At 70.8% G+C, this 14,878-nt stretch carries 9 protein-coding genes and 1 pseudogene; 4 read left to right on the forward strand and 6 right to left on the reverse strand.

Annotated elements, in window-relative coordinates; all coding sequences use genetic code 11:
* Positions 1 to 129: 129 nt before the first annotated feature.
* Positions 130 to 456 carry an SCO4225 family membrane protein gene (locus tag ACWGJM_RS05660; protein WP_453410381.1) on the reverse strand — a complete coding sequence of 109 codons (327 nt, stop codon included), beginning with the start codon at positions 454 to 456 and terminating at the stop codon, positions 130 to 132.
* Positions 457 to 626: 170 nt separating this feature from the next.
* Here ACWGJM_RS05660 and ACWGJM_RS05665 point away from each other — a divergent pair, with 170 nt between their 5' ends.
* On the forward strand, positions 627 to 1,277 hold the full coding sequence (locus ACWGJM_RS05665; protein ID WP_453410382.1) for a DedA family protein: 651 nt from the start codon (positions 627 to 629) through the stop codon (positions 1,275 to 1,277).
* A 9-nt stretch (positions 1,278 to 1,286) separates the two neighbouring features.
* Here ACWGJM_RS05665 and ACWGJM_RS05670 read toward each other — a convergent pair whose 3' ends face one another.
* The 3 genes from ACWGJM_RS05670 to ACWGJM_RS05680 form a co-directional block, all read right to left on the reverse strand.
* On the reverse strand, positions 1,287 to 2,207 hold the full coding sequence (locus ACWGJM_RS05670; protein ID WP_453410383.1) for an RNA polymerase sigma-70 factor: 921 nt from the start codon (positions 2,205 to 2,207) through the stop codon (positions 1,287 to 1,289).
* Positions 2,204 to 3,136: an NAD-dependent epimerase/dehydratase family protein gene (locus tag ACWGJM_RS05675; protein ID WP_453410384.1), complete on the reverse strand. Its 933-nt coding sequence runs from the start codon at positions 3,134 to 3,136 to the stop codon at positions 2,204 to 2,206. Before ACWGJM_RS05675 ends, ACWGJM_RS05670 begins: the two co-directional genes overlap by 4 nt.
* Positions 3,137 to 3,255: 119 nt before the next feature.
* Positions 3,256 to 4,101 carry a class I SAM-dependent methyltransferase gene (locus tag ACWGJM_RS05680; RefSeq protein WP_453410385.1) on the reverse strand — a complete coding sequence of 282 codons (846 nt, stop codon included), beginning with the start codon at positions 4,099 to 4,101 and terminating at the stop codon, positions 3,256 to 3,258.
* A 126-nt stretch (positions 4,102 to 4,227) separates the two neighbouring features.
* Between ACWGJM_RS05680 and ACWGJM_RS05685 the strand changes: the two genes are divergently transcribed.
* Together ACWGJM_RS05685 and ACWGJM_RS05690 are read left to right on the forward strand one after the other, a co-directional pair.
* The gene (locus tag ACWGJM_RS05685) at positions 4,228 to 4,566 is read left to right on the forward strand and encodes a nuclear transport factor 2 family protein (protein ID WP_453410386.1); all 339 of its coding nucleotides are present in this window, start codon (positions 4,228 to 4,230) and stop codon (positions 4,564 to 4,566) included.
* A gap of 192 nt (positions 4,567 to 4,758) precedes the next feature.
* Positions 4,759 to 4,881, forward strand: a pseudogene (locus tag ACWGJM_RS05690) (cytochrome P450); the annotation flags it as partial.
* 32 nt (positions 4,882 to 4,913) lie between these two features.
* On the opposite strand, the gene ACWGJM_RS05695 reads toward ACWGJM_RS05690, so the two are convergent.
* Positions 4,914 to 8,738, reverse strand: coding sequence for an nSTAND1 domain-containing NTPase (locus ACWGJM_RS05695; RefSeq protein WP_453410387.1), 3,825 nt, complete (start codon positions 8,736 to 8,738; stop codon positions 4,914 to 4,916).
* 392 nt (positions 8,739 to 9,130) lie between these two features.
* On the opposite strand from ACWGJM_RS05695, the gene ACWGJM_RS05700 reads away from it, so the two are divergent.
* Positions 9,131 to 12,349 (forward strand): alpha-L-rhamnosidase, encoded by a 3,219-nt coding sequence (locus ACWGJM_RS05700; RefSeq protein ID WP_453410388.1) that lies wholly within the window; start codon positions 9,131 to 9,133, stop codon positions 12,347 to 12,349.
* 37 nt (positions 12,350 to 12,386) lie between these two features.
* Here the strand turns inward: ACWGJM_RS05700 and ACWGJM_RS05705 are convergent, their stop codons facing one another.
* Positions 12,387 to 14,855 (reverse strand): SpoIIE family protein phosphatase, encoded by a 2,469-nt coding sequence (locus tag ACWGJM_RS05705; RefSeq protein WP_453410389.1) that lies wholly within the window; start codon positions 14,853 to 14,855, stop codon positions 12,387 to 12,389.
* Between the last annotated feature and the right edge of the window lie 23 nt (positions 14,856 to 14,878).

Here is a 14,878-nt window from a genome sequence, read left to right on the forward strand (position 1 = left end):
CCAGCGGGGTCAGGTCGTAGCGCATGGCCTCCAACGGAAGCCCATGATTCCGGGCAGGCGGGAGTGCTCACATCGGTGAGTCGGCGCCCCGCGCCCTGACTATTGGCTTCCGTCTCCGCTCCCGCGCGGTCACGCGCCGCTCGTGCCGGTGCGGTGGTGGGTGCGGGCGGAGAGCCGGCGGTAAGCGGCGCCGAGCACCGCTGCCTGGACGAGGGCGCCGACGACGACCCCGATCCCCACGAGCGGGCCGGGCAGGAACAGGAAGAGCCAGGACGTGGGCGCCGTGACCACGAAGGCCCACACTCCGGCGAAACTGGCGTCCTGGTGCTCGACGAACAGCAGGTCCGCTCCTACCCAGACCAGGACGGCGGCCACCACAGTCAGATAGCCCACGGCCGCCGGATTGAACAGGCAGTGCCGTACCGTCGCGGTGAAGGAGCGCTGATCCGCGTCCATGTCGTGCCTCCTGGGATCGTTTCCGGGTTCCCACGATCCCGTGGGCCGGCGACGGTGGCCTGAGTACCCGTACTCACATTCGTACACTCGCTCAACCCAACTGCATCTCTGCCGTGATCACGGGAAACTTGAGAAGCAGCGATCGACGAGCGGACCGGGAGGCGAGGGATGTGATCGCCGTCAACCCGACGGACAGCGCGTCGCTGCTCGCCGCCTTCGGCGCGCTGGGGGTCCTGCTGGTGATCTTCGCCGAGTCGGGCCTGCTGGTCTTCGGGTTCTTCCTGCCCGGCGACACGCTGCTGTTCCCGGCCGGTGTGCTGTGCGCGGCGAGCGGTGACCAGGATCCGCGGCTGGAGCTGTGGCAGGTGCTGGTGTGCGCGGCCGTCGGCGCCGTGGCGGGCGGGCAGGTGGGCTATCTGATCGGACGGCACGGCGGGCGCCCCCTGCTGGCCCGTACCTCGAGGCGGCGGGTGAGGGAAGGGGCGGCACGGGCGGAGCGGCTCCTGGCCCGCTACGGATACGGCAAGGCGCTCGTGATCGGCCGCTTCGTCCCGATGGTGCGGACCGTCCTGCACCCGGCGGCGGGCGCGCTCGGCGTGCCCGCGCGGACGTTCACCGTCTGGCAGATCGTGGGCGGCCTGCTCTGGTCCCAGAGCCTCGTACTCGCCGGATACCTGCTGGGTTCGTCGGTCGCCCACATCGACGACTATCTGCTGCTGCTCGTCGCCGTGATCGTCGTCCTCTCCCTGCTGCCACTGCTGGCGGAGGCCCGCCGGTCGCGGCACGACCGGCGGGACCCCTCCCGTCCGGCCGGGAGCTGACCGCGTCGGTCACGTGCGCCGGCGCGCCAGGCTCGTCTCGCGGATGAGCGCCCAGGCGTCCGCCACGGGACCGATGTGACGGAGCTTGTCGGGGTTGAGCACCGTGCGGATCGTCTGGATCCGTCCGTCGAGGATCTCGAGCGTCCAGATGTTGATGACCTTGCCGTCCCGGTCGCGGAAGACCGCGCCCGGCCGGCCGTTCACCTCGTGGGGCTGCACGACGCCGCCGATCTGGGCGAACGGCGAGACGAGAGAGGCCAGCACCCGGGCCACGTCCTCGATACCGGTGATGCGGTCGGCGAACTGCGGGGCCTTGCCTCCGCCGTCGCCGACCATGTGCACGTCGGCGGCGAGCAGTTCCCGCAGCCCGTCGACGTCCCCGTCCCGGAAGGCTTCGAGGAACCGCCCGGCGAGTGCGTCGCGCTCGCGTCGGTCGGCCTCGAACCGGGGCCGGCCGGCATCCATATGGCGGCGCGCCCGGACCGCGAGCTGGCGGCACGCCGCCTCCGAGCGCTCCACGGCCGACGCGATCTCCGGGAAGCCAAAACCGAACACCTCTCGCAGCACGAACACCGCGCGCTCGAGCGGGCTCAGCCGCTCGAGCAGCAGCAGCGCCGCCATCGACACCGAGTCGGCCAGCTCCGCCGAGCGCTCCGGATCCTGGTACGGGTCGGTCAGCAACGGCTCGGGGAACCACGGCCCGACGTACTCCTCCCGCCGCACCCGGGCCGACCGCAGCACGTCGATCGAGAGCCGGGTCACGACGGCCGAGAGGAAGGCCTTGGTCGAGGCGGGCTGGGTCGGGGAGGCCTCGTAGCGCAGCCAGGTCTCCTGGACCGCGTCCTCGGCCTCGCTCACGCTGCCCAGGATGCGGTAGGAGATCGCGAACAGAAGCGACCGCAGCTCCTCGAACTCCTCCACCCGGGTCACGCCAGCTCCTCCTTGAAGCCCTGCCGCCACGAGGGGTGGCGCAGCTCCCAGCCGAGTTCCCGCTTGGCCTTGGCGTTGGAGAAACCCCGCCCCTCGGTCATCATCACCACCGCCTGCTCCCCCGCCAGCAGCCGGGCCAGCCACACCGGGACCCGCATCGGCCGCTTCGCACCCGCGCACGCGGCCAGGTAGGGCAGCCACTCGCTCGCCGGGGCGGGTTCGTCGTCGACGACGTTGAACACGCCCGTCGCCTTCTGCTCCAGGGCCAGGACGGTGGCGCTCGCCGCGTCGTCGAGATGCACCCACGAGCTGTAGCCGGTGGCGCGCCCGACGAGCGGGTACTGCCGCTTGCGCAGCAGCTGGACCTGGTCGTCGATGGCGCCCGGGCCATAGAAGGCGCCATAGCGCAGGACCGCACCGCCGGCCTCGATGACCACGTCCTCGACATGGCCCAGCGCTTTCAGCCCCCTGTGCGCCGCCGTCCCCTCGAGCAGGTCCAGCGGGTCCTCCTCGGTCTTCACCCATCCGCCCTCGCGGATTCCGTTCCAGCCGGCGTAGCCCTGTGCGACCACGTGGGAGACGCCGGTCGCCTCGGCGGCGGCCAGCAGGTGGTCCGTCCCCTCGGTGCGCAGCCGGTTGGTGGTGGCGAACCATCGATCCGGGTGCTTCAGATCGGGCTTGCCCGCGTGTGCCGGGGAGATCGCGGTCATCTGGTGCACGATCGCGTCCGGCCGGGCGGCCGCCACGGCCTCACCGACCGACACCGCGTCCAGCCCGTCCATCACGACACCGTCCGCGCCCAGCCGCGTCAGCGAGCCCAGCTTGGCCGCGCTCGTCGTCGTGGCCGTCACGTGGTGGCCTCGTGCCACGAGCTGCGGTACCAGCCGCCGTCCCAGAACCCCGGTCCCGCCCGCCACGAACACCCGCATGATCGTCACCTTCCCGACGCAGAGCCTGTCTCTTCGACACCCCAGACGAGACGGCACCGGCCGTTTGTGACATGGGGAGCGAAGCCCGGGAAGGAAGTCGGGTCATTCCGGCGTCGCCGTCACCGAGCACCGTCCGGTTTCCGCCAGGTCATGATCTCGGTCGGCGGGAGATGTTCCGCGAAGCGGCCGTCGGGAGACGCCTGCCGCAGTACCGCGCACAGGTCCCGCTCGAATTCCCCCAGCCGGTCGCCGAACAGGTGAGGGGCGGAATCGGATCGGGAGAACACATACGCCACGATGTCGTCGGCGCTGCGGTTCACCACCTCACCGGCCGGCACGACATGCCGTTCGAAGTCGCCGAAACCGGCCCGCGCCAGGACGAGGTCCTCCCGGCCCGGCGTGCCGTTGACCAGCGTTCCCCGCCCGGCGCGGCGCACCGGGCCCAGGTATCGCCGCACCAGCTCGCTGATCCGCGCGTACGGCGGATCCGGCGGCGGCAGGGGCGTCGGTGCGGCAGGCGGGTTCTTGTGGTCGCTGATGTGGACGAAGGCACCTCCCGGCTCCAGCATCCGCAGCACTGTCGCGGCGACCCGATCGCGCTCGGTCCAGTGGAAGGACTGGGCGAACACCACCGCGCGGAACTCACCCAGACCGGCCGGGAGGTCCTCGGCACGGGCCGGCACCCAACGCACGTTGGTCACCCCGCGACGCCCGGCCCGCCGCTCGGCCTCGGCCAGCATGCCCTCGTCCGGGTCCATGCCGACCGCCTCGGCGAAGAACCGCGCCAGGGCGAGCGTCACGATGCCCGGCCCGCAGCCCACGTCGAGGACCCGGCCCCGCCCGTCCAGTCCGAGAGCCGTGGCCAGTGTTTCGTCGAAGCCCGGGGCGTACGGCAGCCGGCCGCGCTCGTAGTAGGCCGCGCTTCCCCGGAACAGCGTGCTGTCCCACTGCCATCCGTCGGGCATGTCGATTCCGCTCCACGAGTCGGCGAGGTCTCCAGCAGATCGAAGCCCATCGTCGGTGTCGGCGCCACCCGGTTTCGGAGCGTGGTCCTACCGTGGCGCGGTAGGACCACGACCGAAGGACATCGCATGAACGGCACCCCGGCCGGCATCGTCGAGGCGGCATTCCGGTACTACCTGTCACAGGACCGCGAGGCCGCCTTCCCTCTCTACGCCGACGACTTCGCCTTCACGAGCCCCCAGGACGACCACATCGGCAAGGCGGCGTTCTTCGAACGCTGCTTTCCCACAGCCGACCGGGTCAGGGAGCAGCGGCTGCTGCACGTCACGCCCGCGAGCGAGGAACTCGTCCTCGTGTACTACGAGTACGAGCTCACGACGGGCGACCGGCACCGGAACATGGAGGCGATCACCGTACGCGACGGACTCATCCGAGACGTACAGGTCTTCTTCGGCGGCAAGGTGTGAACCGACCGCGAGCGGAGCGCCCCGGAGTTGTCCGGGGCGCCGTTCCGCGACAGCCGCTTCTCCAATGACCGCGGAGTCCCCGCCCGTTCGGCGAGGGCAGTCCGAGAGTGCCACGCCGGACGGCAAGAGTGGTGACCACCGGCCCGGAGGTCAGAGTCTCGTAAGGTCCGTGCCCGACCATGCGGGAACCCCGTCGTCTACCCCACCCTCTTCCGCCGCCTCCCCACCCTGCGCCTGGCCACCGGCCTGGACCGGATTACCTTCAAGTACGACTCGGTGATCTACGGCGTGTACGAACTGCCGGTCACCTGGTAGCCCAGGCATCGCCGTGGTCGTACCGCGCAGCCTCAGCAGGATGCGCGGTACGGCACGTCCCGCACGTACGTCCGCCATTCGGATCGTGGCAGGCCGGTGCCGACCCGTCGGCAGACCTCGCCTGCCACCTGGTCCGGAGCGATGTCGTAGCTTTCCAGCGGTACGTGCTGGCCGGAGACGTACAAGGTGCGGTCGTCCGCCCGGAAGGCCAGCGCCGTGACGCGCCCGCCTGAGCTGGACAGGGCCGAGCCGATCGGCAGGCGGGTCGTGACATCCCACAGGTGCACGTTGCCGTCGCCCGTGCCCACGGCCAGAGTGCTGCCGTCGTGGGAGAAGGCGATCGCCGAAACCGCCGCGCTGCCGTCGTTTCCCCCGTCCGACGTGGCGGCGGAGGTGACAGGCAGCTCGCCCAGGCGCCGCCGGGCGCGGCCGTCCCAGAGGGTGACCCATCCGTCTTCGTCGCCCGCCGCGAGGCGGTCGCCGTCGTGGCTGAGGGCCACCACGGTGGGCGACCCCTGAGTGAGGACGTGCCTCGTCATCCGGCCCGTTGCGAAATCGATGACCTGCCCGTCCGGGGTGACCAGGAAGCGGCCGTCGTCCGGCACGGCCAGGGCCTCTCCGGAGGCGTTGGACCATCGACCGGTTCTTGCGTGACGGCGCATGTCCCATCGCTCGATCCCGTCACCGGACAACGACAGCACCACGGCTCCGCTGTCGCCCAGTGCCAATGCGTCGATGCTCGCCTCGTCATCGGATGGTGCGGGGACGCGGAAAGTGGTGCGTCCGCCAGGACGGCTGGTGTCCACGGCGGTGAGCCTGAGCCCATCGTCTTCGTCCCAGTTCATGGAGGAGTAGAGGAGGGTCCGGCCGTCAGGCGACAAGGCCACCTTGTCCGTACAACCCGGCTCCCCGTCTTCGACGGGGCATGGAGCCGTGGGCAGACGATCGGTCAGCACCTTGTCGCGCGTCACGTCGATCAGTCTCAGGCGGTGTCGGCCGCCCGACTGCCGTGCCACGGCGAGCAGTCGGCCGTCCGAGCTGAAGGCGGCGCCGGTCGTCACGTCCTGCCGGTAGCCCGCCGGCAAGGCATGACCGAGGGAGAGCGACCTCACGGTGGTGCTCGCACCACTCGACACGTACCGGATCAGACCGTCACGCTGGTCGAGCGCCAGATCCGAGGGGGTCTGTGCCGTCACCGGAGCCCGGAACACGGGAGTCTGCGGTGCGTCCAGCCGCCACAGGAGCACCTCGTGATCGTCGCAGGCGACGACGAACCGGCCGTCCGGCGTGTACGCCGCCGCCTCGAGGCCGCGATGTCTGATTCCCGTGCGTTCCTTTCCCGATGGCACGTCCCACATACGTGTGCCGTTGTTGGTGGTGATCGCCAGTTCGTTGCCGGCCGGGACGAAACGAATGCCCGCGGATGCGCACTGATCGCTGTGCACCGCTGTCCAAGGGCCCGGTGACCGGCGGTGTGTCGCGACGTTCCAGACCTCGATCCTGTCGTGGGAGCAGTCGGCGAGGAAGCGGTCGTCGGTGCTGACGTCCGCGGCGCCACCGCGTATGAACGCCGTGACGTAGGAACCGACACCGCTGCCGAGGAGCAGCCCGGTACCGAGGTCGAGGATCTCTCCCGGGCGGGGCGCCTTACCGGTCTGGAACAGGAGCTTGTGACGGCGTACGTCCCACAGTCGCGTCACGTTGATCTCCGTGGCGGCGAGAAGCAGGGTGCGCCCGCTCGGGCCGAAGGAGAGGGATGCCACTTCTATGTCCGGCAGCCGCCCGGTCCGCCGCCCCGTGCGCACGTCGTACAGGTTCACGTACCGGCCGGTGCCGACCGCCAGGGTCCGTCCGTCCGGTGAAAGGGCGCTCCTCACCGTGGCCGTCTCCTCGGCCGAGGGGATGCGGAAAGAGGAGAGCCGATGATGTGCGCGCACATCCCATTCAGTGGCTCGCCCGCTTTCGACGGACACGGCGATGCGTCCGCCGTCGCTGAGATACGTGGCGCCGGTGTCGGCGTCGGCAGGCCCCGGTATCCGGAAGGCATCCTGGTTCTTCTGGGCCATGGCCCCCTGCAACGCCGAACGCGTCTCGGGCAGGTCGGCGATCTTCCAGGCGGCGAGACTGAGCCGCATGGCGGTCACCGGGTCGGAGGCACGCAGGCTCTCCGCCACGGCAGCGATGCGGCGTGCCTCGGCCTGCACCTTTCTCCGCTCGCCGGCGCGATTCTGCTGCCAGGCCACCAGCCCGGCCACCAGGGCCATGGCGACGACCGCGGAGAGGACCATGACGAAAGTACGGGTACGCCGTGCCGTACGCGCCGCCGACCGGCGCTCGTGCTCCGCGGCCTCGATCCCGGCGGACAGGAAGGACCACTCCAGCTCGGTCAGAGCGGTGCGCTGCCCGGGGGCGGCGAAGGCCTCGGCGGCCGTCGCCAGACGCGTGCCGCGGTACAGCGCCCCGGGGTCGCGGTCCAGGTCCTGCCAGACGCGTGCCGCTTCGGTCAGCCGGCGGTGAGTGCGAAGGCGGTCGCGTTCGGCGTCGATCCAGCCACGCAGTCGGGGCCAGGCACTGATCACGGCCTCGTGCGCCAGGTCCACCGTATCGCCGTCCAGGGTGATCAACCGGGCGGCGGCGAGGCGTTCCAGGATCACGGCGGCATCGTCCCGGGCGTCCTCGGGTGCCGAGCCCACGAGTTCGGCGCGATCGGCAGGACGGCGGGTGTCGGACGTCCCTTCACCGGGGCTGATCAGGCGCAGCAGTATGCGCTGGGCCAGAGCGGACTGGGTGGCGGTGAGCCGGCCGAAGGCCTCCTCCGCGGTGCGGGCGATCGCTCCGTGCAGGCCGCCGGCCGCCGCGTACGCCCCCTCGTTCAGGGCGCGGCTCCTGCGGCGGCGCCAGGTCTCCAGCAGGGCGTGGGACATCAGCGGCAGTGCGCCCGGTTCCCCCTCCACCTCGGTGAGAAGACGTGCGGTCAGGGGACGTTCGACGATGCAACCCGCTGCCTGGGCCGGTTTGACGATCGCCTCCCGTAACTCGTCCCGGTTCATCGGGGCGACCAGCAGCGTGGCGTCCTGGAGCGCGGCCGTCAGGCCGGGGTGAACCGCACACCGTCCCAGGAAGTCGGCCCGCACACCGATGACCACGCGCAGCCGGCTCGCGGGGTCCGTGGCTGTCAGGAGCCGGTCGATGAACCGGTCGCGTTCGGCGGAGTCGTCGCACAGCGTGTAGAGCTCTTCGAACTGATCCACGATCAGCCAGGTGTCGCCGTCCGCGTCCTTCGGCACGAGGCGGTCGGCGTGGACACGCATCGGGTGGCCGCCGGGGGTGAGGACGCGCAGCGCGGCCGGCCGCGGGCCCTCCCGGTCCGCGGTGCGGAGCCGGGGGATGAGGCCGGCGCGCAACAGGGAGGACTTGCCGCTGCCGGACGGTCCGAAGACGGCGGTGAAGCGGCTGGTCCGGGTCAGCTCGACCAAGCGGTCGGTGAGTCGGTCCCGGCCGAAGAACAAGGCGGCGTCCGCGGCTTCGAAACGGGCCAGGCCCCGGTAGGGCGGCTCTGCCTCCGGCTCGTCGGCGCGGGGCTCGGCCGCCGTTTCGGCGTGAGCCGTGCGCCACCGTTCCTCCCACTCCTCCTGGTCGCCGGCACAGGCACGCACGTAGGCCAGGACGACCGGCAGGGTCGGCAGCCGCTCGCCGGCGGCTGCCTGTGACAGCGTGCTCGCTCCGTGGCCGGTCCGCTCCGCCATCGCCCGGTAGGTGGGGCTGCCGGCCTCGGACCGTAACTTGCGCAACTCGAACGCCAGCCGTTGCACCGGGCCCGCGCTCGGATCCAGCGGACTCTCAGGACGCCCCGCCATCGATCGCTCCTCTCCCCCGCCTCCCCCGTGGCGGCGCAGGGGCGGACAACGTACGCATCCTCGTGGTGGCAGGGCAACCCGGCGGAACAGGCCGCCCGGCCAGGGAGGGCGGCGGCGGGAGATCGGACGTGGCGGGGGGCGTCAGGCATGGCGGCGGCTGGACGCCTACTGGACGTCAGCCTGGCTTACGAACTGGCCCGCAGGCCCGAGTGATTGAAACCGTTCAATCCGTCCGCCGCGGAGTCACTCCGGGTCGCGGCCTACGCAAGGCTCCTCTACGCACGCAGCAAAGAAAATCGAAGCACGGCAATTGACCGCACCACCGCACGCCCCTACGGTTACCACGCCTACCTAATTTGAATCGATTCATCCACTCGGTGTGAGGAGTCGTAGTGATCAGTAGGAGGAACATCCTGGGGGGAGCGGCGGCCACGGTCACCGCCGCGGCCACCGGCGCCGTACCGGCCGCGGCCGCACCAGCGTCCGCATCCGCATCCGTCAAGGCCGGCGCGCGACGCAGCGCCCTGCGAGTCACCGCGCCGACCGTCGAGTACGTCCGGCACCCCCTGGGCCTGGACGCGGAGCATCCCCGGCTGAGCTGGCCGATGGCCGCGGACAGGCCGGACATGCGGCAGAGCGCCTATCAGATCCGTGTGGCCTCCAGCGCGTCACGCCTGTCGCACCCGGACGTCTGGGACAGCGGAAAGGTCACGTCCGCGGAGTCCGTCCTCGTCCCGTACGCCGGCCCGCGACTCACGCCCCGGACACGCTACTTCTGGTCCGTACGCGTGTGGGACGCCGACGGCGACGTCTCCGACTGGAGCGCGCCGTCGTGGTGGGAGACCGGTCTGATGGATGCAGCGCAGTGGTCCGCGGCATGGATCTCCGCTCCCGCGGCCCTCACGGACGCGCCGTCTCTCGAGGGCAGCGACTGGATCTGGTTCCCCGAAGGCGATCCGACGAGCAGCGTCCCGGCGGAGACCCGTTGGTTCCGCCGCACCGTCGAATTCCCGGACGGGATCACGGCGGCGACGCTGGCCATCAGCGCGGACAACGTGTTCGCCGTGTCCGTGAACGGCAGCGAGGTGGCACACACCGATCTGGCCACGGACAACGAGGGATGGCGCCGCCCGGCCGTCGTCGACGTACTCGACCGGGTTCGATCCGGCACGAACGTCCTCGCGGTCTCGGCGACCAACGCGACCCAGGGACCTGCCGGTCTGATCGCCGTCCTCACCCTCCGCACGGCATCCGGGGAGCAGAAGCTCGTCACCGACGGATCCTGGAAAGCGACGGACGAGCAACCCTCCGGCGACTGGCGCGGACCCCGCTTCGACGACAGCGGCTGGCCCGCGGCGCGGGAGGCGGCCCCGTGGGGGGCAGGGCCATGGGGGAAGGTCGTCCCGACCTCCTACGCCGTTACCCAGTTGCGGCACGAGTTCCGGCTGCCCACGCGCAAGAAGGTGTCCCGGGCCCGTCTCTACGCCACCGCGCTCGGCCTGTACGAGGCCCACCTCAACGGAAGCCGCGTGGGTCGTGACGAACTCGCGCCCGGATGGACCGACTACCGCACGCGCGCCCAGTACCAGGCACACGACGTCACCACGCTCCTGCGGCCGGGCGGCAATGCCATCGGGGTGTACCTCGCGCCTGGCTGGTACGCGGGCAACGTGGGCATGTTCGGGCCTCACCAGTACGGCGAACATCCGGCACTGCTGGCGCAGTTGGAGGTGGAGTACACCGACGGCAGCAGCGAACGCGTCACCTCGGGAACGGACTGGCGGGCCGCCTCCGGGCCGATCGTCGCCGCCGACCTGCTGGGCGGCGAGACGTACGACGCGCGCAAGGAGACACCCGGCTGGACCTCCCCCGGTTTCGACGACCGCGGCTGGCTCGGCGTCCGCGAGACGGACTCCACCGCACCCGGCGCGATCGTCGCGCAGGTGGACGGCCCGGTGCGCGTGGCCGGCGAACTGCCGGCCAAGAAGATGAGCGAACCCGAACCGGGCGTGTTCGTCTTCGATCTGGGTCAGAACATGGTCGGCTCGGTACGGCTGCTGGTCTCGGGCGATGCGGGAACGACCGTGCGGCTGAGACACGCCGAGGTCCTCAACCCGGACGGCACCCTCTACACCGCCAACCTGCGCTCCGCCGCGGCGACCGACACGTACATCCTCAAGGGCCGTGGCGAGGAGACGTACGAGCCGCGCTTCACCTTCCACGGTTTCCGCTACGTCGAGGTGACCGGATTCCCCGGCACACCCTCGCTGAAGACCGTGACCGGGCGCGTCATGCACACGTCCGCTCCGTTCACCCTGGCCTTCGAGACCGACGTCCCCCTGCTCAACAAGCTGCACCGCAACATCACCTGGGGGCAGCGCGGCAACTTCCTGTCCATTCCGACGGATACGCCCGCGCGCGACGAGCGCCTGGGGTGGACCGGTGACATCAATGTCTTCGCGCCCACGGCCACCTACACGATGGAGTCGGCCCGCTTCCTCGCCAAGTGGCTCGTGGACCTGCGGGACTCCCAGACCGCGGAGGGGGCGTTCACGGATGTGGCGCCGATGGTCGGCACGCTCGGCAACGGCGTCGCGGGCTGGGGCGACGCCGGCGTCACCGTGCCCTGGTCGCTGTATCAGGCGTACGGCGACCGGCGGGTTCTGGAGGACGCCTGGCCGTCCGTCCAGGCCTGGCTGAAGTACCTGGAGAACCACAGCGACAACCTGCTGCGGCCGGCCGCGGGATACGGTGACTGGCTGAACGTCTCCGACGAGACGCCGAAGGACGTCGTCGCCACCGCCTACTTCGCCCACAGCGCCGACCTCGCCGCCCGGATGGCCGAGGAGCTCGGCAAGGACCCCGCCCCTTCCGCCGACCTCTTCGCGCGTGTGCGCAAGGCGTTCCAGAACGCCTATGTCACCGCCGGCGGCGAGGTGAAGGGTGACACGCAGACGGCCTATGTACTCGCCCTCTCGATGAACCTGCTGCCGGACACACTGCGGAAGGCGGCAGCCGACCGGCTCGTCGCTCTGATCCAGGCCAGGGACTGGCATCTGTCGACCGGGTTCCTCGGCACCCCCCGGCTGCTGCCCGTCCTCACCGAGACCGGGCACACCGATGTCGCCTACCGACTGCTCCAGCAGCGGTCCTTCCCCAGCTGGGGCTATCAGATCGACAGGGGCTCCACCACGATGTGGGAACGCTGGGACTCCATCCAGCCCGACGGCAGCTTCCAGACGCCGGACATGAACTCCTTCAACCATTACGCCTACGGCTCGGTCGGGGAGTGGATGTACACGAACATCGCCGGCATCTCGGCGGGCCGGCCCGGGTACCGGGAGATCGTCATCCGTCCCCGCCCGGGCGGCGACGTCACCTCTGCCCGTGCCACGTTCACCTCCGTCCACGGCCCGATATCCACGCAGTGGCGGCAGCGGTCCGGTCGCTTCCGTCTGAGCTGCACCGTGCCGCCCAACACCACCGCCGAGGTGTGGATCCCCGCGTCCGCTCCGGACGCGGTCACCCACTCCCACGGCACACTGCTGCGCCAGGAGGACGGCTGCGTGGTGTACCGGGTCGGCTCCGGCACCCACCGCTTCACCGCGTGAGGGACCCCGCGGGGAACGGCTGCCGGCTCGCTTCGGATCATGACGGCAGAGCGAGCAGAAGGAGCGTCACGTCGTCGTCGTGGGTGGCGGTGTCCGGGATGAGGGTGTCGATCAGCCGGGCCGCTGCCTGATCGAGGATCTCCGGGTCTGCGGGAGCACCCTTCAGCGCGACCTGGAGGGTGTGGGTGAGGACGTCGATCTGGGCGTCGATGTCGGTGCCGGGCCTCTCGACCAGCCCGTCGGTGTAGAACGCGAGGGTGCTGCCCGGCGGCAGCGGGTGGGTCGTCTCCTGGAACGGCACCGCCCCACCGGACGGATCGTTGACGCCCAGCGGCACGTTCACCGGTGCCCGCAGGCGGTGGGCAGGGCCGTCAGGGGACAGGACGATGACCGGCAGGTGTCCGGCCGAGCACAGGCTGACCTCGCTGGCTGCCTGGTCTATGACGAGGTAGACGCAGGTGACGAGCTGGTCCGCCAGGTCGCTGACGAACGCGTCCAGTCCGGCCATGAGCCGGCTGGGCGGTATGCCCGTGCGCGCCAGTGCGTGTGAGGCCGCGCGCAGCTGGCCCATGACGGCTGCCGCCTCCAGGCCGCGGCCCATCACGTCGCCGATGACGACACCGGTGCGGTCCTGGTCCAGCGGAATGATGTCGAACCAGTCTCCGCCGACTCCGGGGTCCTGCACGGACGCCAGGTACCGGTGGGTGCTGGGCAGGTGCGGCAGGCGGGGCGGCTCGCCCATCAGGCTGTGCTGGAGGGTGTAGGCGATACGTCTGTGCTGCTCGTAGCGCTCGGCGCGTTCGGCCTCGGTCTGTCTGCGTGCGGTGATGTCCCGTACGGTCAGGAACACCAGCGTTTCCTGTTCGGCCTGGAGGCTGCTGACGCTCACCTCCACGGGGAACTCACTGCCGTCGCGGTGCAGTCCGCACAGGCCCTTGTCCAGGACCATCGGCTTCGGGTCGCGCAGCCGCAGGTAGGCGGCGAGGAGCGCGCTGTGCCGCCGGCGCCCCGAACGGGGCACGAGGTCGGTGACCTCGGTGCCGGTGAGGTCGCCCGGCCCGTGACCGAACAAGCGTTCCACCTGGGCGTTGGCCATGACGATGGTGCCGCTGCCGTCCGTGATCAGGGTGGCGTCGGGCGCGGATTCCAGCAGTGCGAGGAAGCGCCGGTTGGCCCGCTGGACCTCGCGCTGGGCCGCGACCCTCTCGGTGATGTCGGTGACGACACCGCATACGGCGTAGGGCGTACCGGACGGCTCCTTGAGAGGGAAGAGGGTGGTGAGGAAGTCCTTCGGGCCTTCCGGCAGGGCGAGGAACTCCTCCCGCTGCACGGGAGCTCCCCGAGCCAGCATCTCCAGGTCCGCGGCCCACCCGAGACGCGCGAGGTCGGCCGGCATGACGTCCTTGTCCATACGGCCCAGTACCCGCTCGCGGGGCAGGTGCGTGCTCTCCTCGAACTTCGCGTTGACCGCCAGGTAGCGACCGTCCAGGTCCTTGATGAACACCACTGCGGGCGTGTGGTCCATGAACGCCTGAAGCAGTTCGGTCTGCCGCACCTGCCACTGGGCACGGGCGTGCGCCACCTCGACACGGCAGCCCACGGCCAGGGCGCCGAAGATGACCGTGGAGAACACGACCGCGTGGCCGCACACCAGCAGCGCGGTGCCCAGCCGTGACCCGTACAGTCCCGCGTCCTCCCCTGCCAGGACGACCCAGCCCAGCAGCAGCGGCGCCACCAGGGCGGTGGCGAACAGCCGGCGGCCCAGCGCGCCCGTGGTGCCCGCGTTCGTCAGCAGGCCCGCGACGCCTTCGTCGGGCCGGGCCAGGAAGGCGGCCATCCCCAGCAGGACCAGGGCCAGCCCCGTGTGCAGGGCCATGGCCGTGTAGCCGCCGAACCGTTCCAGTTCGGGGACGTGGTAGGCGAATGCGTAGAACCGCATCATGCCCAGGCCGAGGACGGCCAGGCCGGGGATCTGGCTCGTCCAGGCGGGCAGGCGGGGGGTGCTCGCGCACCATGACGCCAGGCTCGCCAGCGCCAGCGCCATGGCCGTGTTGGGCGCCATGCGTCCGGGCACACCGGTCGCCACCCGCGCGGTGTCGTCGTCGAAGAGGAGCTCGTCGATGCCCAGGCGGGCTCCGGTCACGTACTCGGTGATGGTGAACACGGCGATCAAGGCGGCCAGGACGGCTGCCGCCCGGGCCACTGCGATCGTTCGCCGGGTCGCGGGTCTGCGGACCACCATGAACAGGGAGACGCCCAGCGCCAGGAGAGCCACGGCGGTGTTCGGCTTCATGGACGCGTCCACACCGGGCAGCACGCTCTTCAGCACACCGATACCGAGGATCCACCCGCTCAGGCCCACCGCTCCCAGCATGGCGGCCACCACAGACGCAGCCTGAGCAGCGGAGCGGGCGGCGGCCAGGGCGGGCTGGTGGAACGGCAGGCCCTCGGCCTGCACTGCACCGGGCGCGCGGGGCAGCTCGGACGTCGACTGCTCTTTCGTCACCAATTTCTCATCCTCGTGGATGA

The sequence above is a fragment of the Streptomyces sp. NPDC054834 genome (assembly GCF_053611185.1).

Coding starts and splice junctions, on each gene's coding strand:
- ACWGJM_RS05660 (WP_453410381.1), bottom strand. CDS start 456: ATGGACGCGGATCAGCGCTCCTTCACCGCGACGGTACGGCACTGCCTG.
- ACWGJM_RS05685 (WP_453410386.1), top strand. CDS start 4,228: ATGAACGGCACCCCGGCCGGCATCGTCGAGGCGGCATTCCGGTACTAC.
- ACWGJM_RS05675 (WP_453410384.1), bottom strand. CDS start 3,136: ATGCGGGTGTTCGTGGCGGGCGGGACCGGGGTTCTGGGACGGCGGCTG.
- ACWGJM_RS05695 (WP_453410387.1), bottom strand. CDS start 8,738: ATGGCGGGGCGTCCTGAGAGTCCGCTGGATCCGAGCGCGGGCCCGGTG.
- ACWGJM_RS05680 (WP_453410385.1), bottom strand. CDS start 4,101: ATGCCCGACGGATGGCAGTGGGACAGCACGCTGTTCCGGGGAAGCGCG.